This is a genomic window from Saccharomonospora iraqiensis subsp. paurometabolica YIM 90007 (assembly GCF_000231035.2).
In the GTDB taxonomy this organism is placed as follows: domain Bacteria; phylum Actinomycetota; class Actinomycetes; order Mycobacteriales; family Pseudonocardiaceae; genus Saccharomonospora; species Saccharomonospora paurometabolica.
In genome coordinates this window covers 102,938-124,561 of the sequence record NZ_KI912261.1, presented here as the reverse complement: position 1 = coordinate 124,561, position 21,624 = coordinate 102,938, and the positions used below count along the sequence as shown (strand labels likewise).

Below are 21,624 nucleotides of genomic sequence, written 5' to 3'. Positions count from 1 at the left end.
ACCCCGCGGCACCCGGCGCGTCAGGGTCAGCCCGCCGTCGTCGGTGCGGCCGTCCAGGTGGCGCGTTTCGCCCGCGGAACGCGCTCCCGCCCGCAGGGTGGCCACGGCGTGGGCGACTTCCGTCTCGGCGTGGCGGAGTGGTTTGCCGGACTCGGCCGTGACGATCTCGGCGAGTTCGTCACCCCGCCCGGCGAGCGCCTGGGCCACGGCGTCGAGGGCGGCGGCCCGGTCGGCGACCGGCCAGGACCGCATTCCGCCCGCGAAACGCGCCACCTCGGTGACCGCGCGGTCGGTGGTGGCGGTGTCGGCCACGGCCACGGTGGCGATCTCGGTGGCGTCGTGGGGGTGGGTGACGGGGCGGGTGTCGTCGCCGTCCTCGGCGCGGCCCGCGAGCCACATCGGCCGGGGACGCGGTGTGATGGTGTCCATGCCCTCCATGGGCCGCACGGTAACCGTGACCTGGGGGCACCGCGCGACGGTTGGCCTGGGACGATGGGTGTGTCGGTGTGTGGAGAGACGATCGGTGAGGAGACCGGCAGTGGCAGACGGTTCCGTGGGCCCCGTGCTCGTGGTGGACTACGGCGCGCAGTACGCGCAGCTCATCGCCCGCCGGGTGCGGGAGGCCCAGGTGTACTCGGAGGTCGTCCCGCACACCACCCCGGTCGACAAGCTCGTCGCCCGGGAACCGGCCGCGATCATCCTCTCCGGCGGACCCGCCAGTGTCTACGCCGACGGGGCCCCGGCGGTGGACCCCGCCCTGTTCGACACCGGGGTTCCGGTGCTCGGGATCTGCTACGGCTTCCAGGCGATGGCCCGCGCCCTCGGCGGCACGGTCGAGCACACCGGCACCCGGGAGTACGGCCGCACCGAGGTCGGTGTCCGCGGCGGAGCGCTGCACGAGGCGCTGCCCGCGAAGCACCCGGTGTGGATGAGCCACGGCGACTGCGTGACCCGGGCGCCCGAGGGCTTCGAGGTCACCGCGAGCAGCGACGGCGCCCCCGTGGCCGGGTTCGAGGACACCGGGCGCGGGCTCGCCGGCGTGCAGTACCACCCCGAGGTGGCGCACTCCCCGCACGGGCAGGAGGTGCTGCGCCGGTTCCTGCACGACGTCGCCGGCATCCGCCCCCGGTGGACCACCGCCTCCATCGTGGACGAGCAGGTGGCCCGTATCCGGGCGCAGATCGGGGACGGGCACGCGATCTGCGGCCTGTCCGGCGGGGTGGACTCCGCCGTGGCGGCCGCCCTGGTGCAGCGCGCGATCGGTGAGCGGCTGACGTGCGTGTTCGTCGACCACGGTCTGCTGCGCGCGGGCGAGCGGGCCCAGGTCGAGCGCGACTTCGTGGCCGCCACCGGGGTGAAGCTGGTCACCGTGGACGCGCGGGAGCAGTTCCTGGACGCGTTGGCCGGGGTGTCCGACCCCGAGCAGAAGCGCAAGATCATCGGCCGGGAGTTCATCCGGGTCTTCGAGCAGGCCGCCCGTGATCTCAAGGCACGCGGCGACGTGGAGTACCTGGTGCAGGGCACGCTCTACCCGGACGTCGTCGAGTCCGGCGGCGGCACGGGCGCGTCGAACATCAAGAGCCACCACAACGTGGGCGGGCTCCCCGAGGACCTGCAGTTCGGGCTGGTGGAGCCGTTGCGGCTGCTGTTCAAGGACGAGGTGCGCCGGGTCGGGCTGGAGCTGGGCCTGCCGGAGACGATCGTGCACCGTCAGCCGTTCCCCGGACCGGGCCTGGCGATCCGCATCATCGGCAGTGTGACGTCCGACCGGCTGGAGACCCTGCGGGCCGCCGACGCGATCGCGCGGGAGGAGCTCGGCTCGGCGGAGGTGGACAGCGACATCTGGCAGTGCCCCGTCGTGCTGCTCGCCGACGTGCGCAGCGTCGGGGTGCAGGGCGACGGCCGCACCTACGGCCATCCCGTGGTGCTGCGCCCGGTGTCCAGCGAGGACGCGATGACCGCCGACTGGGCCCGGATACCCTACGACGTGCTCGAACGGATCTCCACGCGCATCACGAACGAGGTCGCCGAGGTGAACCGGGTCGTGCTCGACGTGACGAGCAAGCCGCCGGGCACGATCGAGTGGGAGTAGTCGCCCACCCGGGCGACCACGACACGGACTCGTGCTGAGGAGTGATCACCGGTGTGGGTGTTGGGCGTCAGCGTACTGGCGGTCACGGCGGGCGCGTACTTCGCCATGCGGCACACCCGTCGTGAACTGCACGCGATGATCGGCACGGAGACGCTGTCGATCCAGCAGTTGGAGCAACTCCGTGATGTCTCGGTCGAGCTCGGTGGTAAGGGGGACCTGCGGCGGACCGTCCAGGTGGTGGGTGCGGCGCATCCGGGGCCGGACGGAGCGCTGACGGCGGAGCTGTCCAAGGCCGAGTGTGTGTGGTTCCACTACCGAGTCGACCGGCACTACGAGATCATCGAGCACGGTGAGTTCCGGCGCCGTAAGAAGCGCAGTGAGAACGTGATCGACCACGTGTCGCGAGAGAAGTACGCACTGGTGGACGAGGAGGGACGGACGGTCCTCGTCGAACCGGGGGACACCGAACCGGACGGTGTTGAGCAGTCGGTACACAGATTCGAACCGGTGCGCTCCGCGACCGGCGAGATCGACCTTGAGAGTCTCACACCGGATTCCAGCTCCGGGCACAGTGAGATCACCGTCGGCTACCAATATACGGAGTGGTCGCTGCGGCCGGGTACCCGACTTCACGTGCTCGGCGAGGTGGAGGACACGTTCGGACCGCTCACGATCCGCGGGCCCGGCCAGGGTGGGCACTTCGTCATTTCCACCCGTCCCGGAAACGAGTTGCGTGCCGAGCGCAGGAAGCTGCACACGGGTCTCGCGGTCGGTGTCGTGATCGGCGCTGTGCTCGGCGTCGGCCTCGTGGTGGGCGGGTTGGTGACCTGACCTGGACGGCCCCGGTCGTCACCGGGTGGGCTGTGCCGAGCGCTCGGTGGTGTCGTCCGGACCCGAGGTATCCTCCACCGGCCCGGCGTCCCCGCTGTGCGCGGCGGACGAGACCTCGGGTCCGGACGGACCGGGTCCCGGTGTGTCCGTCTCCGCCACCTCCGCCGTGGCCGCCGTCGTGGCGGCGACCGGGCTGTGCACCTGCTCGCCCCGCATCACGCCGCGCTGGTGGTTGACCAGCTCCGCCTCGCGGATCGCGAGGGTCCGGGCCAGTTCGGTGATCTGCTGCGTGGTGCCGCGGAAGCGCAGATAGGTGTTCAGCATGCCGAACAGGAACGCCACCACCAGCATGTAGAGCAGCAGGTCCGCACCACGGCCGATGCCGAGTGCGTGCGCGAGCAGCGTGACGTGCCCGGGGAACAGGACCGCGTACACGGCGAACGCGAGGAAGCCGAAGAAGCCGATCCGTTTGCCCGCCTGCATGCGGACGTTGTGCCGACGGCTGACGAAGTAGAGGAAGATCCCCGCGACCGCCGCCAGCAGGACGACCTGCGCCCACATGCCGATCACCTCCGGTTGCGCAGCGAGAAGTCGAACAGGATGTTCACGCCGTTGATCAGCGACTGGCCCTTGGCCTTCGAGTAGTCGGTGTAGAGGATCTGCACCGGCACCTCACGGACCCGGAAGTCGTGGTTGGCCAGGAACGACACGATCTCCGAGGCGTGGGCCATCCCGTTCATGCTGATGTGCAGGCGTTCCGCGGCCGGACGGGCGAACACCCGCAGGCCGTTGTGCGCGTCGGTCAGCCGGAGCTTGCGCACGTTGCGGCTGAGCACCGCCGCCGTGCGCAGCACGACGCGCTTGATCCAGGGCACGTCCTCGGCCTGCTCGAGGAAGCGGGACCCGAGCACCACGTCGGCGTCCCCGGCACGGGCCACCTCGACCATCCGTTCGGCGTCGGTGACCTGGTGCTGGCCGTCGGCGTCGAAGGTGAGGAAGTACTGCGCCCCGGTGCGGGAGAGCGCGTAGGACAGGCCGGTCTGCAGCGCCGCCCCCTGGCCGAGGTTGATCGGGTGCCGCACCAGGTGCGCCCCCGTGCTCGCCACGCGCCCGGCCGAGTCGTCGTGCGAGCCGTCGTCGACGCAGACGACGTTGGGGAACGTCGCACGGACGTGTTCGACGACATCGGCGATCACACGGTCCTCGTTGTAGACCGGGATCACCACCCAGACGTCTTCGTAGCTCACCTGACTCTCCCCGGATTCGGGCGCGACGCCGTGCTCATCGTAGCGGGTCGCGGCTGGTCTTCCGTGTCGTGGCGGGAGAGGCGCCCCCGGACGCGACCGGATGGGGTGACGTCGGGCTCCCCGGCCCGGCGTCCGGGGTGGTGTCCGCCACCTGTGCGGCCCGGATGTGCTCCACCGTGCGGCGCACGCCCTCGGCCAGGTCGGTCTCCGGCTTCCAGCCGAGTTCCCGCCGGGCCAGGTCGGCGTCCAGCGCCGACGCTCGCAGGTCGCCGAGGCGGGCCGGACCGTGCGTGGGTGCGTCCTCGGCGCCCGCGGCCGCGGCGACCAGCCGGTGCAGCTCGCGGTCCGAGGTCCGAACCCCGGTACCGATGTTGAACCGGCCGCCCCCGCCCTGGTCATCCGCGGCGGCGACGAACGCGGACACCGCGTCGGCGACGTAGACGTAGTCCCGGGTGTTGCCGCCGTCGCCGAACACGGTGGTCGGTTCGCCACGCAGCAACGCCGCCGCGAAGATCGCCACGACCCCGGCCTCCCCGCCGGGGTCCTGCCGGGGGCCGTAGACGTTGGCCATCGCCAGGGTCGTGCAGTCCACCCCGTGCAGCCTGCGGTAGGTGCCCAGGTAGTACTCGCCGGAGATCTTGCTCGCCGCGTAGGGGGACTTCGGGTCCAGCGGCGCCTGCTCGGTGGTGGGCAGGGTCTCCGGGGTGCCGTAGATGGAGCCGCCGGACGACGCGAACACGATCTTGCGCACGCCCGCGTGCCGTGCGGCCTCGGCGACGTTGACGGTGCCCACCACGTTCTGGTGCGCGTCGGTCAACGGGTCGGTCACGCTGACCCGCACGTCGATCTGCGCGGCCAGGTGGAAGATCACCTCGGGCGCGGCGTCGGCGACGACGTCGCGCAGGTCGGGTGTGGTGATGTCGACCTCGTGCAGCGTCATGCGTCCGGTGGCCGCCGCGGAGGCCAGGTTCTCCCGCCGCCCGCGGCGCAGGTCGTCGGCGACGTGCACGTCGTGGCCGTCGGCCAGCAGCCGGTCGACCAGGGTGGAGCCGATGAACCCGGCTCCGCCGGTGACGAGTGCCCGCACGCGGTTCCTTTCGCCGTCGACTCGTGCGACACGTCCGCGGTCGGTGCGCGGACGGCATGGTCGGCCGATGGGCGGCCGTCGGAATCGTACTCCGTGGTCGGTTCGACCGGGACGACACGGTACCGGTGACCGCTGAACCGGGTGAAGGCCGCCGTCCCGCGTTGCCGGACCCGCGGAGTGGCAGCAGTGTTCGGCTCGTCCCGGTCATCCTCGCCAGAAGGAACGTCGCCCGTGACAGTCCTGCGGAACCCGGCAACACCGTCCGCGGCGCCGGAAACCCCGCCGCCGTCGAGACGGCATGGGGCGCGGGTGTCGGCGCCGGTGCTCGCCGTGCTCACCGGGACGCTGGCGCTGGCCTACCACGGGTCCCGGTACGGGAACTGGATCGTGGACGACGCCGCCATCACGTTCGCCTACGCGCGCAGCGTCAGCGAGGGGCTCGGGCCGGTGGCGCAGGCCGGGGCCGACCCGGTCGAGGGCTTCTCCAACCCGACGTGGATGGCCCTGCTCGCGCTGGGTCGGCTGCTGGGGCTGTTCGACCGGGGCGCACTCCTCGGTGTGCCCGACTACGTGGCGTTCCCCAAGGCGGTGGCGCTGCTGTGCTGCGTGGGGATCCTCGTCGCGGCGTACCGGGTCTTCGGTGCGGTGACGCGGCACGCGTGGCTGCCGACCGTGGTGTTCGGGGTGGCTCTCGCGGCCGTGCCGTCCTTCGTCATCTGGTCGTTCTCCGGGCTGGAGAACGCGCTGTACGCGCTGCTGGTGGTGTGGCTGGCGACGGTGCTGTTCCTCGCCGTGCTGGGTGACCGGCTGTGTACCACGCGGGTGGCCGTGGTGGTGGGGGTGCTCGCCGGTGCGGCGGCCCTGACCAGGCCGGAAGGGTTGATCTACGCGGGGACCTATCCGTTCGTGCTGTTGCTGGCGTTGCCGCGGACCCGCGCGTTCGGTCGTTCGGTCGGCTTCGCCGCATTGTCCACCGCGGTGTTCGCCGTGCCGGTCGGGGGCTACTTCCTGTGGCGGTACGTCACGTTCGGGCGTTGGCTGCCGAACACGGCCGTCGCGAAGGACCAGGCCCTCCCGGGGATCGACAACCTTCTGCGGACCGGGGAGCTGGTCGCCTACGTCGGTACCCCGATCGTCCTCGTCACGGTGGGCGTCGTGGGGATCGTGCTCGGGCGCCCGGTGTGGTGGCGCCGGGGACTGCTGACCCTGCTCGTCCCCACGGCGCTGGCCGTGCTCGCCTACGTCGTCCTCCAGCCCGACTGGATGGGGGAGTACCGGTTCGCCACCCCGATCTGGCCGTTGGCCCTGCTCGTCGGGGTGCTCGCGGGGACGGAGCTGCTCAGCCGCGGTCGGACCGCGGCCCGTGCGGCGGTCTCGGCGGCGCTGGTCGTGACCCTGGTGCCGACGGGCCTGTCGTTCGTCGACAGCGGCCGGGAGTTCGCGAGCGCACCGACGGTTCCGACGTGCCGGATCGCCGACCGCTTCGGCGTGATGTTCAACGTCTACGCCGACACGCTCGGTGTGCGCGACGGGTCGGTGTTGATGCCGGACGTGGGCGGGACGCTGCTGACCTCCCGCCTGGAGGTGGTCGACCAGGCCGGGCTGGTCGACGCCGAGGTGGCCGGGTTCTACGGTGCCGGGGACATGGCGGGCCTGCGGGATCACGTCTTCGACGAGGTCCGGCCGACGTTCATCCACTCGCACGGAGCCTGGAGCGCGGGCACCGGGCTCCCGGACGACCCCCGTCTCGCCCGCGACTACACACCGGTCCATGTGGACCCGGACGACGGGCGGTCGAACGCCGACTGGGTCCGGCGGGACGCCGTCCCGGACCGGGACAGCCTCGACGCGGTGCGTGCCTACGCCGAGGTCACCATTCCGGCGATCTCCGCCGAGCCGCCCCGTCGCCACTGCGGCCCGACGCTGCACCCGGGCCGTACGGAGACCGGGACCGGCTGATCCCACGGCCGGGCGGGCGACGGAGTGTGCTGCGTCGCAGCACGTTAGGCTCAGCGGCGGCAACTGCCGTGCCATCGCACCCCGCACCCTGAGGAACAGGACGGTCCCGGTGAAGATCGCTGTCATCGCGTTGGGAAAGATCGGTCTGCCGCTCGCCGTGCAGTACGCGGCGAAGGGCCACGAGGTCGTCGGCGTGGACGTCAACGAGCAGGTGGTCAAGCAGGTCAACGACGCGGTGGAGCCGTTCCCCGGGGAGGCGCACCTGCAGGACAGGCTCGACGAGCTGGTGCCGTCCGGCGCCCTGCGGGCCACCACCGACTACGCCGACGCGATCCCGGGCGCCGACGCGGTCGTGCTGGTCGTGCCGCTGTTCGTGGACGACGAGGCCCGGCCGGACTTCGGCTGGATGGACGCCGCGACCACCGAGCTGGCCCGGCACCTGACGCCGGACACGCTGATCTCCTACGAGACCACGCTGCCGGTGGGGACCACCCGGCAGCGGTGGAGGCCGATGCTGGAGTCCGGCTCCGGGTTGGTCGAGGGGCGCGACTTTCACGTGGTGTTCTCCCCGGAGCGGGTGCTCACCGGGCGGGTGTTCGCGGACCTGCGCAAGTACCCGAAGCTGATCGGGGGCCTGTCCGCGGCGGGCGCGGCCCGTGCGGTGGAGTTCTACGAGGCGGTGCTGGACTTCGACGACCGGCCTGACCTGCCCCGGGGCAACGGGGTGTGGGACCTCGGCTCGGCGGAGGCGAGTGAGCTCGCGAAGCTCGCCGAGACCACCTACCGCGACGTCAACATCGGCCTGGCGAACCAGTTCGCCCGGTACGCGACGACCGCCGGGATCGATGTCTACCAGGTGATCGAGGCGTCCAACTCGCAGCCCTACAGCCACATCCACCAGCCGGGCATCGCCGTCGGCGGGCACTGCATCCCGGTGTATCCGCGCCTGTATCTCTGGAACGACCCGGACGCCACCGTGGTGCGCGCGGCACGGGAGACGAACGCGGCCATGCCGGACTACACGATGGGGCTGCTGGAGGGGGCGCACGGCGACCTCGCAGGCGCCCGGGTCGTCGTGCTCGGCGCGGCCTACCGCGGCGGGGTGAAGGAGACGGCGTTCTCCGGGGTGTTCGGCGCGGTCGCCGCGCTGCGCGAGCGGGGCGCGACCGCGCTGGTGCACGACCCGCTCTACACCGACGACGAGCTGCGCGACCTCGGGTTCGAGCCGTACCACCTCGGGGAGAAGGCCGACGCCGCCGTGGTCCAGGCCGACCACCCGGAGTACGCCGAGCTCGGCCCGGACGACCTGCCCGGCGTGGCCACGTTCGTCGACGGCCGCCGCGTCTCGTCCCCGGAACGCTGGCCGGGCGTGACCTACCGGGTGATCGGCAAGTCGTGAGGGTGTGCCGTGAGGGGCACTTTCCCTGCGTGTGACGCAGCGAATGTGCCCCTCACCGCGCTGTACGCAGGGAAGGTGCCCTTCACGGGCACCTCGGGAGCACGTCCGGTGGACGGAGCCGGACGGATCGGACGGAGAGAGGGGCGGCATGGTGTTCGTGGCCGACGGTGCCGACGTGGCCGGTACCGCGAAGCTCGGTGCGGGTAGCAAGGTGTGGCACCTGGCGCAGGTGCGGGAGGACGCCGAACTCGGTGAGAACTGCATCGTCGGCCGGGGCGCCTACGTCGGCACCGGGGTGCGCATGGGGGACAACTGCAAGGTTCAGAACCACGCACTGGTGTACGAGCCCGCCGAACTGGCTGCCGGGGTGTTCCTCGGCCCGGCGGTGGTGCTGACCAACGATACCTATCCCCGCGCGATCAACCCGGACGGCAGCCTGAAGAGCGCCTCCGACTGGGACGCGGTGGGGGTCACGATCGCCGAGGGCGCGTCGGTCGGGGCGCGGGCCGTGTGCGTGGCGCCGGTGCGGATCGGGGCGTGGGCCACGGTCGCGGCCGGGGCCGTGGTGACCAGGGACGTCCCGGACTTCGCCCTGGTCGCGGGTGTGCCCGCCCGCCGGGTCGGCTGGGTGGGGCGTGCCGGCGCCCCGCTGCGACAGGAGGACGGACGGTGGGTGTGCCCGGTCACCGGTGCGACCTACCGCGAGGAGGACGGCGTCCTCGCCGAGTCCGACTGACGGCCCACCCACCGCGCCCCGCCCGGAGCCGACGGCGCCCCCGGGGGACGACATTCCGCGGGCGAAACGTCGTCACCAGCCGGGGACGCGGTCGATCTCGGTGGCGAGCGCCGGGGCGAGCGTGCGGGCGTACGTCGCGGTCAGGTGCGACTTGTCGCGGTAGACCAGCACGTTGCCGATCACGGCGGGACACCGGCCGTCCGGACACACCCGGGGTGTCAGGTCGATCAGGGAGACGGTGTCCGGGACCCCGTCCAGGGTGCGTGCCGGGTCGGTGGGCGTGTGCTCGTACGACGGGTCGAAGACGCACCGGTCCGGTTCCCGGGTCGCCACGCAGGACGCGCCGTCGCTCGGCACGCGCGGGAGATCGCGGACGCCGAGGACGTCGATGTCGACCTCGGCGAGCTGTCGCCACCGGTCGGCGAAACCCGGGAACGCCCGCTCCCCACCGTCGGGCAGCGCCCGGGTCGAGGAGGTGAGTACCGCGTCCGGGCGCAGGGACGTGAGGCGTTGCCGCGCGTTCTCCCGCCACCGTTGGCACTGGGTGTAGACCTGCCCGTCGACGGTGTACGGGATGTCGGTGCTGAACTGGCACGAGCTCTTGGTGAGGTTGTAGACCCGCCAGCCGCGTTCGTCGGCGATCTCCCGCAACGCCGGGTACCAGTGGGCGCTGCGGGAGGCGCCCACGACGGCGATGCTGCGGTCCGCGTCGGCGGGCCCGTACTCGCAGACCCGGGCCTCGGTCTGTTCCAGCGGGGCGTGACACTCGTCCGCATAGGTGTGCGGCAGATCGTCGCGGGCGTCGGCCGGGCTCGGCACCACCGGCTTCTCCGGTACCGGGGACGCGGGGAACGACGGGTCCAGCACCCGGGCACCGGGGTAGTCGGCGACGTTCTCCGCCGTCACGGTGATCGGGTCCCGGGTGTCCAGCCGGTACGCCCAGAGCAGGCTCACCACCAGGACCGGGGTGAGGAACACGGCGACGACCGTGACGGCCCAGCCGGGGTGCGTCCTGGGCGTGGTGAACGCGTTGACCGGCTTCTCCAGCAACGTGCGGGTGAGCACGGCGAGGCCGAGGGAGAGGGCGAGCACGAGCAGTCCCCCGGGCAGCGTCGCCACGCTGCGCCCGGTGAGCGCCAGGTACACGATCAACACCGGCCAGTGCCACAGGTACAGCGCGTACGACACGCCGCCGAGCGCGGCCAGCGGCCGTGCGGTCAGGAACCGGTCCACGGCGAGCGGATGGCCGGTGGTGCCCGCGAACAACACCAGCATCGCCGCGCCCACCGGCCACAGCGCCACGTACCCGGGGAACATCGTGGACACGTCGAACAGCGCGCCGCACGCGATCAACGCCAGCAGGCCGACCCACCCGAGCACCACACGCAGCCCGCGGGGAAGACGCACGGACGGCAGGGTGAGTGCGAGGAGGCCGCCGAGCGCGAACTCCCACAGCCGCGCACCGAGGTCGAAGTACGCCCACGCCTGGTCGGTGGCGGTCCGCACGACCGAGTACGCCAGCGAGCCCGTGAACACGGACAGGCAGACGACGAGCACGGCGGTGCGGACACGGGTGCGCAGCCGCAGTGCCACCGCCCCGGCGACGGCGATCAGCACCGCCCAGAGGAAGTAGAACTGTCCCTGGATCGACAGGGACCAGATGTGTTGCACCGGGCTGGGCAACTCGGCGCGGTCGAGATAGTCCACCGCGGAGAAGGCCAGACTCCAGTTCTCCACGTAGAACGCCGCGGCCAGCACCTCGCCGAGGGTGCCGCGCCAGCGCGGTTCCGGCAGCCACAGCCAGGTCGTGGCCAGCACGGCGAGCAGCACCAGCCCGACCGGCGGGTAGAGGCGCTTGAACAACCTGCCCCAGAACGCGCCGAAGCGGACGCGACCGTGATTCTCGACCATCCGAAGCAGCGACCCGGTGATGAGGAAACCGGTGAGCAGCAGGAACACGTCCACGCCGCCGGAGACCCGGCCGAACCAGATGTGGTAGACGGCGACGAGCGCGACCGCCACGGCACGCAGGCCCTCGATCTCGGGATGGAAACCGGGCTTCGTCCGGGTCGGTGTCGCGGCGGGGGTGTCCGTGGTGTTGCCGGGTGCGGAGGTGGGGAGAGTGCTGGACATGCTCGCTCGTCGGTTCGGGCCGCACTCCGCGGCGAGGTGGGGACTGGGTGTTACCGAAGAGTAGCGAACGGTGGCCGGGCCGTGGTGCGAATACGGTCAGTCGGGCAGCTGGTCGCCCACCACGGTGCGCAGCACGCCGGAGTCCTCACTGGAGTTGAGCACCTTCGCCGCGGTGTCGGCGTTGCGCTTGAACGCGCGTACCTGTTCGACGTCGAGCCGGGCGAGCGTGTCGCGCATGGCCTCGGCGGAGGCGTCCGCGACGACGACGCCGAGTTCGTGTCCGGTGATGAGCCGGTCGGTCTCCGGGGCGGAGTTGAACACCACGGCCAGCCGTGCCTGGACGAAGTCGAAGATCTTGTTCGGCAGCATGAGCCGGTGGTTCGGGGTCAGCGGCGGATGGCTGAAGACGCCGACGTCGTAGCGGTTCAGTGTCCCGACGAGCTCGTCCGGGGCGACCGGGGGGTGCAGCCGGATCCGCTCGTCACCGCCGATGAGCTGGCGCAGCTGATCGAGGTAGCGGCCATTGTCCCGGCCGGGCACCAGGTACAGGTCGAGGCTGTAGGTCTCGTCCAAGCCGCGGACGGCTTCGATCAAGGTTTCGAGGTTGCGTCCGGGCACCGCGCCGCCGCTGTGCACGAGCCGGATACGGTCGTCCGGCACCTCGCTCGGGGCGAGGTCGCGGAAGGGGCCCGCGTTGCGCACGGTGTGCGTGCCGACGCCGAAGTGTTCCCGGTACAGCTCGCCGATGGAGCCGTTGATGGTGGTCACCGCGGCCATCTTCGGGAGGTACCTGCGGCACTGGTGGGTCATGAACGGCTTGACCAGCAGCCGCCACGACCGGACGTGGCTGCGCTCCTCCGGGGCCCACTCGTGCATGTCGGCGACCACCGGGGCACCGTGGGCCACCTCGTAGGCCAACGCCATCGCCCGCGCCTCGTTGGCCACTACCACGTCGAACCGGCGGTCACCGATCGCGGAGCGTGCGGCGCGCACCGCGGGCGCGGCGAGCTCGACCCGGTCGAAGCGGCGCAGCGCCAGCAGGGCGACCCCCGCGGGTGTCTGCGGGAGCGAGGGGAGGTCGGCGTCGATCTCCAGGTGTTCGGTCGCCGCCGCGGGCCGGTCCCCGAAGCCGACGGTGGTCACCTCGCCGAGTTCGGCGAGTACCTCCAGCTGCCGCAGCACGCGCGCGTCGCGGTTGATGTCGGAGAACGAGAGACAGAGGATCTTTTTCCCACCACCGGCCATGGGCGCGGAGTGTAGCCGACGGTCGTCGAGCTGCTCCTGGGTCGTGGAGGTGGTTCATCCGCGCAGGGCACGCCGGATGACCGTGCGTGTGTCCCGGTGGTGCAGGCCGAGCCAGGCGACCGCGAACAGGGCGGTGAGTGCCACGTCCAGCCACCCCGGGCCGGGCTCGGTCGCGCGCACCGTGAGCATCGCGCCCGCCAGCACGGCACCGGTGGACACCCGGGTGGCGAGACCGGCCCAGCGGTGCCCGTCCCGGCGCCACACCAGCACCACGGGCACGAGCCCGGTGATCGTCATTCCCGTCAGGTACCCGAGCGCGATCCCGAGTACGGACAGCGCGGGCACGAGCGCCAGGGCCACGGTGAGGCCGACGACGAACCCGGCGGTCCGGGTCAGCGCCATCACCCTCGCGCCGCGCTCGTCGTAGGAGCGGATCGACTCGGTGACCACGATGGAGGCCGTGTAGAGGAAGGTGGCCGCCAGCAGGATCTCCAGTACCGGGACGGCGGAGGACAGGTCCGGCCAGACGAGCGCGATTACCAGCCGGGCCCCCACGACCAGCGCACCGAACACGCCGCCGACGATGATGATCAGGGCGCGGTGGGCGAGATCGGTGTGCCCCCGCACGGCGGTGAGGTCCCCCCGCCCCACGGCGGCGGACAACGCGGGCAGCAGCAGCAGGCTCAGCACCGAGCCGAGCATCGACGCGGGGGTGGCCAGGGTGAGCGCGGCGGCGTAGGCGTCGGCGCCGGTGGCGTCGCCGGTCTGGTGTGCCAGCACCATCGTGAGCTGCAGGAACCCGCCGGTGGCCAGTGAGCCCAGCACCCCCCAGGCCACGAACCGGTTGATCTCGCTGCGCAGCTCCGGCCCGACCGGACCGCCCCCGGTGCGCGGCCAGCCCGCGACGCTGTAGACGGCGTAACCCGCCGTCAGTGGCAACAGCAGCCACGCGCGGAGGTCGAACACGAGCACCAGGACGAGACCGCCGACGGCGACGACGAACGAGAGCCCGTCCCACACCGTCGCCCGCAGGATCCGTCCGGTGGCGTACTGGACACCGCGCACGAAGTTGTACGCGGACAGGCCCACGGTCAGCAGGGCCACGAACACGGCGGTGGTGAGCTCACCCGGGGCGAGCAGGACGTAGGTGACCGTGCCGGCCCCCACCCCGAGCGCGGCCGAGGTGAGCAGGGACAGCCGCGCCAGGTGCCGGGTGAGTGCCGTCCGGACGGTGAGATCGCCGGACTCGCGCGCCACGAACTTCGCCGCCGCCGCGCCCAGCGAGACGGGCCACAGCATCGTCGCGAACATCGCCGTGGAGATGGCGCTGTTGGTGGCCGACAGGAACCCGGTGGGCAGCGTGCGACCCACCAGCAGGCTGTAGACGAACCGCACCGCGCCCTGCACCGCGATGCCCAGCCCCGAGATCAGGCCGCGCCGGGCCGCGGGCAGGGCGTCGGCGTCGGTGCGGGGATCCGGCCGGGTCAGCAGTGAACGTCGGTGGCCGATGCGCTCGGGGGTTCCGGTGCCGTCGGTCCCGCTGTCGGGCACGGTCATGCAGCGCACGCTATCGGCACCGCCGGCCGCGGGACGCGGCAGGTGGCGGGTGTCCCGGGGCTCCGACGTGCCCGCGCCACCGCCCCCGGAACGGGTGCTTTCGGCGTCGAGGGGCGCCCGGTGTGGGATTCCGCCACCGAAATAGGGTGTGCCCTGTCCCGTACCATCCCGATCTTCGAGGACGTCCGCGTGAGTAACGAGTTCATCCCGGCCGCCAAGCCCCTGATCGGTGACGCCGAACGCGACGCCGTCGATGCCGTGCTCCGTTCCGGGATGCTGGCGCAGGGTTCCGAGGTGGCCGCGTTCGAGGAGGAGTTCGGCCGGGTCCTGGTGGACGGGCGCGCGACGGTGGCGGTGAACTCGGGAACCTCGGGTCTGCACCTGGGGCTGCTGGCCGCCGGGGTCGGGCCGGGCGACGAGGTGATCGTGCCGTCGTTCACCTTCGCCGCGACCGCGAACGCGGTGGCCCTGACCGGGGCGACGCCGGTGTTCGCCGACATCGAGCCCGCGCACTACTGCCTCGACCCGGACAGCGTCGCCGCGCGGATCACCGACCGGACGAAGGGCGTCATGCCGGTGCACCTGTACGGGCACCCGGCGGACATGCCCGCGCTGACCCGGCTGGCGCGGGAGCACGGGCTGGCGCTGTACGAGGACGCCGCGCAGGCGCACGGTGCGAGCCTGCACGGCACCCCGGTGGGGGCGTTCGGCACGTTCGCGATGTTCAGCCTGTACCCCACCAAGAACATGACCTCCGGTGAGGGCGGCATGGTCTGCACCGGCGACGCCGAGGTGGAGCGCGCCCTGCGGCTGCTGCGCAACCAGGGGATGCAGCGGCAGTACGAGAACGAGCTGGTCGGGTTCAACGCCCGGATGACCGACCTGCACGCGGCCATCGGCCGGACGCAGCTGGGCCGGGTCGGCGACTGGACGGCCACCCGGCAGGCCACCGCGCGGTTCTTCGACCGCAACCTGGACGGGGTCGGCACCCCGGCCGTGGCCGACGGCGCGGTGCACGTCTACCACCAGTACACGATCACCGTGCCGGACGACCGGGACGGCTTCGCCGCCGCGCTGAAGCGGGAGTACGACATCGGCTCGGGCGTGTACTACCCGATCCCGAACCACCGCCTGCCCTCCTTCGCGCGGGAGGTGGACCTGCCGAACACCGAGCGGGCGGCGGCCACGGTGCTGTCCCTGCCGGTGCACCCATCCCTGGACGACGAGGACCGCGAGCGCATCGTGACCGCGGTGAACACCCTGGCGAAGGCGGGAGCGTGAACGTGACGGAACTGCGGGTTGGCCTCATCGGGCTCGGCATGATGGGGCGCCACCACGCGCGGGTGGTGCGCGAGGTCGAGGGCCTGGAGCTGGTCGCGGTCGCCGACGCGGGCGGTGACCCGCACGGCGTGGGCGGCGACCTCCCCGTCGTGGGCGACGTGCACGAGCTGATCGACGTCGGGATCGACGCGGCCGTGTGCGCCGTGCCCACCGGCTTCCACGAGGAGGTGGGCATCGCGCTGGCGGAGGCGGGTGTGCCGACGCTGATCGAGAAGCCAATCGCGCACAGCGTCGAGGCCGGGGCCCGGCTGGTGGACGCCTTCGCCGCGAACGGCGTCCTCGGCGCCGTCGGGCACATCGAGCGGTACAACCCGGCGTTGCAGTCGCTGCGCGACCGGATGGCCGCCGGGGAGCTGGGCGAGATGTACCAGATCGCCACCCGCAGGCAGGGCCCGTTCCCGGCGCGCATCGCCGACGTCGGCGTGGTCAAGGACCTCGCCACGCACGACATCGACCTCACGGCCTGGCTGGCGAAGTCGGAGTACAGTACCGTCTCCGCCCAGGTCACCACCCGTTCCGGGCGGCCGCACGAGGACATGGTGGCCGCCACCGGGCGGCTGGCCAACGGCATCATCACCAACCACCTGGTGAACTGGCTCTCGCCGATGAAGGAACGGGTCACCGTGGTCACCGGCGAGCGGGGCGCGTTCGTCGCCGACACCGTCACCGCCGACCTCACCTTCTACGCCAACGGCGTGGTCAGCACCGAGTGGGACTCGGTGGCGGCCTTCCGCGGGGTGGCCGAGGGCGACGTGACCCGGTTCGCGATCCCGAAGCGGGAGCCGCTGCGGGTGGAGCACGAGAAGTTCCGCGACGCGGTGCTCGGCGTCGGCAACGACGTGGTCACCCTGCAGGAGGGGCAGAATACCCTCCGGACGGCGGAGGAACTGCTGGCCTCGGCGGGGCAGCTGACGGCGGCCGGAGAGGCGTGAACCGTGTCCGGGACGAGGCCTGAGCGGGTCACCATCGTCTCCCGGCTGTTCCGGCCCGAACCGGGCGCGGCCGCGTACCGGCTCGGCACGCTGGCCGACGAGCTGCGGGAGCGGGACTACGACGTCCGGGTGTTGACCACGGTGCCCCCGTCGGGGACGAGGATCGAGGACGACGGGCTGGACGTGCGCCGGTGGCCGGTGCTGCGTGACGCGGGCGGAAACGTCCGCGGATATGTCCAGTACCTCAGCTACGACATTCCGCTGTTCTTCCGCCTGCTGTGTACGCGCAGCGACCTGGTTGTGGTGGAGCCACCGACCACCACGGGAGTGGTCAGCCGGATCGCCTGCGCCCTGCGACGCACTCCCTACATGCACTATTCCGGGGATGTGGTCTCCACGGCCGCCGAGGGCATCGGCGTGAACCGGACGGTGGTCCGGATCCTCAAGGCGCTCGAACGGTGGGTCCTCACCGGTGCCCGGAGGACTCTGGCCGTCTCGGACGGTGTGCGGTCGGGTGTGGTCGCACTCGGGGCGCCGGAGCGGCGGGTCACCGTCGTCGGCGTGGGTATCGACACCGAACGGTTCCGGGTCACGGAGGTGGACTCGCCGGCGTCCGGGCGCAAGCTGGTCTACGGCGGCACGATGTCGGAGATCCACGGTGCGGAGGTGTTCGTGCGCGCGTTCGGCCGGGTCGCCGAGCGGTATCCGGACGCGACCCTGCTGATGATCGGGCAGGGTGTCGACGTGCCTGCCCTCACCGAGCTCGCGGATCGGGTGGCACCGGGGCAGGTCGAGTTCCGCCCACCTCAACCGCCGGACGTGCTCAGCCGTGAGTTCGCCACGGCCTCGGCCGCACTCGCCTCGGTGAAACCGGGTGCGGGCTACGATTTCGCCTTCGCGACGAAGGCGCTGGCGAGCCTCTCCGCCGGCGCACCGGTGATCTATTCCGGGGTGGGGCCGATGGCCGGGATCATCCGGGACAATGATCTCGGCTGGGCCGTGGGATACGACGAGGAAGCCGTGGCCGGAGCCATGGAGAAGGCACTGGCTGATGTCCCGGGACCGGGGCGCAGGGCCGAACTGTCGGCCTGGGTGGAGTGCAACCACAGCCTGCGCACGGTCGCCGCGAACGCCGTCGATGTCGTCGACGAGGTCGTGCGGGGCGGCTGATGACGAGCTGAGCCCCGAGCGGGTTCGCCCGCGGCGCTCAGCCCCGGTCCACCAGTGCGCGGACCGTGTTCTCGGCGGCCCGCCCGGTGCCGTACGGGGCCGCGTCGGTCGCGGCGGGCCGGGGACGTTCCACCGTGGCCGCCAGGGTGCTGAAGTCGCGGTCCACGAGCACGTTCCAGCCGAGGTCGACGGTCTCGACCCATTCGGTCTCCGGCCGGATCGTGGTGCAGGGCACCCGCAGCAGGAACGCCTCCTTCTGCAGCCCACCCGAGTCCGTGATCACGCCGGCGCTGTGCGACACGGCGTTGACGAGCTCGGGGTAGCCGAGGGGTTCGCACACCGTGATGGCGCCGACTCCCAGGTCGATGCCGTGGCGGTCCGCCACGTGCCGCAGCCGGGGGTGTGCCAGCAGCACCACCGGCGTGTCCACCTTCGCGATGCCGTCGATGATCGCGCGCAGGCGTTCGGGATCGTCGGTGTTGTCCGGCCGGTGCAGTGTGGCGACGTGGTACGCACCGGGCTCGACCGCGGCGTCCAGCGCGAGCGGCGTGTCCGCGACCCGGTCGCGCACCTGGTAGAGCACGTCGGTCATCACGTCGCCGACGAGGACACCGCGCCCGGCCAGGCCCTCGTCGGCGAGGTGGTCCATCGCCACCTGCGTGGGTGCGAGCAGCAGGTCGGCGGCGTGGTCGGTGAGCACCCGGTTGTGCTCCTCGGGCATCCGCCGGTTGAACGAGCGCAGCCCCGCCTCGAGGTGCGCCACCGGCTGGTGCAGCTTCACCGCGGCCAGCGCGGCGGCCAGCGTCGAGTTGGTGTCCCCGTACACCAGCACCCAGTCGGGGGCGGTGTCGGTGATGACCTTCTCCAGCCCGCTCAGCATCGCGCCGGTCTGCTCGCCGTGGCTGCCCGAGCCGATCCCGAGGTTGACGTCCGGGGCGGGGATCCCGAGGTCGGCGAAGAACGCGTCGCTCATGTTGTGGTCGTAGTGCTGGCCGGTGTGCGCGATGACGTGCTCGGCCTCGTCGCGCATCGCCTTCGCGATCGGGGCCAGCTTGACGAATTGTGGGCGCGCGCCGACGACGCTCAGGATCCGCATGTCCCGGAGTGTATCGGCGCCGCCGCCACGCCCCACGCCGGTGGCGGGCACCACCGACCGACCCCGGGAAGCGGACCGTCGGTGGTTCAGCAGCCGGTGATCCGGTACAGCGTGGCGCTGCCGCCCTCCTGGTCGATCTCGGTGAGACCGGGGTTGGTGCGCAGGGAGACCAGGCCGGGGAAATGGACACCCCGGTGGAGGTACTGCCGCCCGGCGAAGTCGAGCACGTAGTAGGCGTCCCGCTGTTCGACGAGGGAACAGACCTTCGGGTCGAACCTCAGTTTGTGCAGGTTGTCCATCAGGTACTCGATCTCCTCGGGCGGGGTGCTCAGGTGTGGGGTGAGCGTGCGCCGGTCACCGAGTGCGTAGGCGAAGGCGGTTCCGGTCCACGGGTTGCCGATGATCGTCGCGTCGGCGGGGACGTGTCGGTCCAGCCGTTCCAGCAGGGTGCGCTGCGACTCCGAGAGCATGTCGCTGTTGCGGTAGATGCCGCCGCCCTTCCCGAGGGCGTAGTTCACCGAGCTGTACTGCCCGGACACCGCGAGAAGCACCGCCGCGAGGAGCGCCACGGCGCTCACGGCGGGTGTCGCAGCGTACCCGGCCGGGCGGTCGGCGGGCGGTGTGGACCGTCGGGCCGCGACCGTGTCCCACGATCGTCCGAACAGCCACACCGCGGCGAGCGTGCACAGCAGGATGGTCGCCATCGGCAGTTGCGCCGCGAGCCGGTGCGGGTCGTTGTACCAGACGCCGGTGACGAAATCGCGCAGCACGCCGTCGCGCCAGCCCGAGGCCACGACGAACCCGGCCGCCGCGAGGAGGTAGATCCCCGTCACCCACGCGGGAAGCTGCCTGCGCAGCACGAGTCCGATCGCGACCAGGGTCAGCATCAGCACGACCCAGGTCGGTCCCAGCTCCATCGTGCCCGCGGCGAGCACCTGGCCGATCGCCTGCGAGGAACTCTGGATCGGTGCCCAGTGCGACCCCTCGGCGCTGGGACGGACACGGTCCCACAGCACCACGAGAGCCGCCACGTATCCGACCGGCAACGCCGCGACGACCCAGAGGCGGGCCGGGGCGGTGCCCTGCCGGCGTGCCGAGCGCACGTACCGGACGACCGCGACCACCAGGATCGGCACGGCGAACAGGCCGAGCGCCAGGACGGTGCTGGGGTGTGCCAGTGCGAGGCCGGGAACGACGCCGGTGAGCGCGAGCGCCGCGAGCCACCGGGGTGTCCGGTCCCGCGTGCCTACCCCGGCGACCATCGCCACCAGTCCGAGGCCGACCGGCAGCAACGCCAGCGACAGGACGAACGGGTACAGGACACCGAAGTAGAGGATCTGGTACGGGAACGCGCCGAAGACGGCGGACAGGGCGCCCGCGAACAGTACGGGGACCGGACGCACACCGGTGACCCGGGTGACCAGGAAGATCATCGAGATCGGCCACACGACGGCGCACAGAACCAGTGTCACCGCGCTCGTGGCCACCGGGATCGAGACATCGGAGAGCTGCACGACCAGGCTCACCAGGTCGTGCCAGGCGCCCGGGTACAGCGACGGTTCGGCACCGTCGCTGTACATGCCGCCCAGGGTCAGTGACGAGCCGGAACCCGTGTCGAGGATGTAGCGGACGGCGTTCAGATGGAAGATGGTGTCCCAGACCTGGGCGATGTTGTCCGGGGCGCCGATCAGCCGCACGAGACCGCGGGTCAGCAACACCGCGGGGACGAGCAGCGCGGCGGCGTGCACGAACAGCGTCCACCGGGCGCGGAGCGGCCGGCGCGGCGTGTCCCGGACACCGAGGGCGCCGGGGGCGATCCTGCGCAGGACGAGTCCCGTGAGCGCGAGCAGCACCGTGGGCACCGCCACGACCGCCGCGCCCCAGGACTGCCCGAACACGGGTGCCAGCACCGCCGAGACGGAGATCAGACTGACGGACACCCCGGCCGAGGTGCCGACAGCCATGAGTCCGGACAACCCCCAGCTCCGGACGACCAGGTATCCCGGTCCGAGGACGATGGCCGCGGTCCACAGAAGGGTCGGGACCAGTTGCCACCAGCTCACTTGACGTTCTCCTTGCTGTCCTGCTCCTGGTGTCCCCGTCCGGTGGACACGGATCGAGTGTTGCGGGAACGCTGGATGACGCTCCGTGTCTCGTGCGGTGATGAACGCAGCGCTCGTCGGCGGCCGGAGGGGAGACTAGCAACCGGTGGTCCGATCGAACGGGCGGAGGCCGAATGATCCACTCACGGTGGGTGCCGGTGTTCCGTGATCAGCGGGACGGCGGTCCGGTCGGCCTGCCGCCCGGATGAGGGAGTGCCCGGTGGCACGGACGTGACAGTGAGCGGGGAAGTCCGGCAGGTCCACTCTTCCGGGCGTCTCCACGGATTTCGGATCCCGGTGTGCGGCGTACGGTCGGAGTGTCGACCTCCGCCGATCGTCGCTCGGACCACGGATGTTCACCGATCTCCCGCCGTTGCTCGCCGGGCTCGCCGTCGTGTTCGGGCCGGGCCTGGCCGTGCTGCTCGCGCTCGGGGTTCGGGCGCGGTCGGTGCTGGCGGGGCTGTCCGCACCACTGACCGTGGGGCTGGTGCTGCTCGTCTCGGTCGTCACCGCGGTGTCCGGGGTCGCCTTCACCCCGCTCACCGTCGCGGTGGTCGTCGTGCTGATGTGCGGGACGGCGGTCGGGACCCGCGCGATCGTGCTGCGCCGCGCGGCGGGGCACTCGGTCGGTGCGGCGTCCGTGCGTGCGGGGGAGGTCGGGGTGGAGACCGCCACCGACGGCGCCGGGCGGCCGGTC

18 protein-coding genes are annotated in these 21,624 nt (G+C 71.9%); 9 read left to right on the top strand and 9 right to left on the bottom strand.

The features are described from left to right. The coding region (locus tag SACPADRAFT_RS0223215; protein WP_028662706.1) for an aldehyde dehydrogenase family protein at positions 1 to 438 on the bottom strand (438 nt) is incomplete at its 3' end. A gap of 100 nt (positions 439 to 538) precedes the next feature. Here SACPADRAFT_RS0223215 and guaA point away from each other — a divergent pair. Continuing rightward, on the top strand, positions 539 to 2,092 hold the full coding sequence (guaA, locus tag SACPADRAFT_RS0223210; RefSeq protein WP_007023973.1) for a glutamine-hydrolyzing GMP synthase: 1,554 nt from the start codon (positions 539 to 541) through the stop codon (positions 2,090 to 2,092). A gap of 51 nt (positions 2,093 to 2,143) precedes the next feature. Next, on the top strand, positions 2,144 to 2,923 hold the full coding sequence (locus SACPADRAFT_RS0223205) for a GIDE domain-containing protein (RefSeq protein ID WP_007023974.1): 780 nt from the start codon (positions 2,144 to 2,146) through the stop codon (positions 2,921 to 2,923). Between the two features lie 18 nt (positions 2,924 to 2,941). On the opposite strand, the gene SACPADRAFT_RS29505 is transcribed toward SACPADRAFT_RS0223205, so the two are convergent. Genes SACPADRAFT_RS29505 through SACPADRAFT_RS0223190 form a run of 3 tightly spaced genes read right to left on the bottom strand, consistent with a single transcriptional unit; the run spans position 2,942 to position 5,257 of the window. Further along, positions 2,942 to 3,484 carry a DUF2304 domain-containing protein gene (locus tag SACPADRAFT_RS29505; protein ID WP_007023975.1) on the bottom strand — a complete coding sequence of 181 codons (543 nt, stop codon included), beginning with the start codon at positions 3,482 to 3,484 and terminating at the stop codon, positions 2,942 to 2,944. Positions 3,485 to 3,489: 5 nt separating this feature from the next. Further along, the gene (locus SACPADRAFT_RS0223195) at positions 3,490 to 4,170 is read right to left on the bottom strand and encodes a glycosyltransferase family 2 protein (protein ID WP_007023976.1); all 681 of its coding nucleotides are present in this window, start codon (positions 4,168 to 4,170) and stop codon (positions 3,490 to 3,492) included. Positions 4,171 to 4,204: 34 nt separating this feature from the next. Further along, complete coding sequence (locus tag SACPADRAFT_RS0223190; RefSeq protein ID WP_007023977.1) at positions 4,205 to 5,257, bottom strand: NAD-dependent epimerase/dehydratase family protein; 1,053 nt, start codon at positions 5,255 to 5,257, stop codon at positions 4,205 to 4,207. A 309-nt stretch (positions 5,258 to 5,566) separates the two neighbouring features. On the opposite strand from SACPADRAFT_RS0223190, the gene SACPADRAFT_RS0223185 reads away from it, so the two are divergent. From SACPADRAFT_RS0223185 to SACPADRAFT_RS0223175, 3 genes are all read left to right on the top strand, one after another. Then, the gene (locus tag SACPADRAFT_RS0223185) at positions 5,567 to 7,216 is read left to right on the top strand and encodes a hypothetical protein (protein ID WP_040924765.1); all 1,650 of its coding nucleotides are present in this window, start codon (positions 5,567 to 5,569) and stop codon (positions 7,214 to 7,216) included. A gap of 109 nt (positions 7,217 to 7,325) precedes the next feature. Next, on the top strand, positions 7,326 to 8,615 hold the full coding sequence (locus SACPADRAFT_RS0223180) for a nucleotide sugar dehydrogenase (protein ID WP_007023979.1): 1,290 nt from the start codon (positions 7,326 to 7,328) through the stop codon (positions 8,613 to 8,615). Positions 8,616 to 8,763: 148 nt separating this feature from the next. Next, entirely contained in the window at positions 8,764 to 9,351 is a 588-nt protein-coding gene (locus SACPADRAFT_RS0223175; protein ID WP_007023980.1) for an acyltransferase, read from the top strand. Positions 9,352 to 9,423: 72 nt separating this feature from the next. Here SACPADRAFT_RS0223175 and SACPADRAFT_RS0223170 read toward each other — a convergent pair whose 3' ends face one another. The 3 genes from SACPADRAFT_RS0223170 to SACPADRAFT_RS0223160 all read right to left on the bottom strand — a co-directional run bounded on the left by SACPADRAFT_RS0223170 (position 9,424) and on the right by SACPADRAFT_RS0223160 (position 14,286). After that, positions 9,424 to 11,484 (bottom strand): acyltransferase family protein, encoded by a 2,061-nt coding sequence (locus SACPADRAFT_RS0223170; RefSeq protein WP_007023981.1) that lies wholly within the window; start codon positions 11,482 to 11,484, stop codon positions 9,424 to 9,426. A 96-nt stretch (positions 11,485 to 11,580) separates the two neighbouring features. Then, entirely contained in the window at positions 11,581 to 12,729 is a 1,149-nt protein-coding gene (locus SACPADRAFT_RS0223165) for a glycosyltransferase (RefSeq protein WP_007023982.1), read from the bottom strand. A 54-nt stretch (positions 12,730 to 12,783) separates the two neighbouring features. Further along, positions 12,784 to 14,286, bottom strand: coding sequence for a hypothetical protein (locus SACPADRAFT_RS0223160; RefSeq protein WP_007023983.1), 1,503 nt, complete (start codon positions 14,284 to 14,286; stop codon positions 12,784 to 12,786). A 189-nt stretch (positions 14,287 to 14,475) separates the two neighbouring features. Here SACPADRAFT_RS0223160 and SACPADRAFT_RS0223155 point away from each other — a divergent pair, with 189 nt between their 5' ends. From SACPADRAFT_RS0223155 to SACPADRAFT_RS0223145, 3 genes are read left to right on the top strand one after another with little or no spacing between them, the layout of a single operon-like run. After that, positions 14,476 to 15,567, top strand: a complete 1,092-nt coding sequence (locus SACPADRAFT_RS0223155) for a DegT/DnrJ/EryC1/StrS family aminotransferase (protein ID WP_028662705.1) — start codon at positions 14,476 to 14,478, stop codon at positions 15,565 to 15,567. After that, entirely contained in the window at positions 15,564 to 16,559 is a 996-nt protein-coding gene (locus SACPADRAFT_RS0223150) for a Gfo/Idh/MocA family protein (protein ID WP_007023985.1), read from the top strand. Before SACPADRAFT_RS0223155 ends, SACPADRAFT_RS0223150 begins: the two co-directional genes overlap by 4 nt. A 3-nt stretch (positions 16,560 to 16,562) precedes the next feature. Then, complete coding sequence (locus tag SACPADRAFT_RS0223145; protein ID WP_007023986.1) at positions 16,563 to 17,729, top strand: glycosyltransferase family 4 protein; 1,167 nt, start codon at positions 16,563 to 16,565, stop codon at positions 17,727 to 17,729. A gap of 37 nt (positions 17,730 to 17,766) precedes the next feature. Here SACPADRAFT_RS0223145 and wecB read toward each other — a convergent pair whose 3' ends face one another. Both wecB and SACPADRAFT_RS29500 read right to left on the bottom strand, forming a co-directional pair. Beyond that, positions 17,767 to 18,825 (bottom strand): non-hydrolyzing UDP-N-acetylglucosamine 2-epimerase, encoded by a 1,059-nt coding sequence (gene wecB / locus SACPADRAFT_RS0223140; protein WP_028662704.1) that lies wholly within the window; start codon positions 18,823 to 18,825, stop codon positions 17,767 to 17,769. A gap of 86 nt (positions 18,826 to 18,911) precedes the next feature. Next, complete coding sequence (locus tag SACPADRAFT_RS29500; protein ID WP_007023988.1) at positions 18,912 to 20,888, bottom strand: DUF6541 family protein; 1,977 nt, start codon at positions 20,886 to 20,888, stop codon at positions 18,912 to 18,914. A gap of 391 nt (positions 20,889 to 21,279) precedes the next feature. Here SACPADRAFT_RS29500 and SACPADRAFT_RS33560 point away from each other — a divergent pair. Beyond that, on the top strand, positions 21,280 to 21,624 hold a 345-nt coding region (locus SACPADRAFT_RS33560; RefSeq protein WP_007023989.1), incomplete at its 3' end, for a DUF6541 family protein.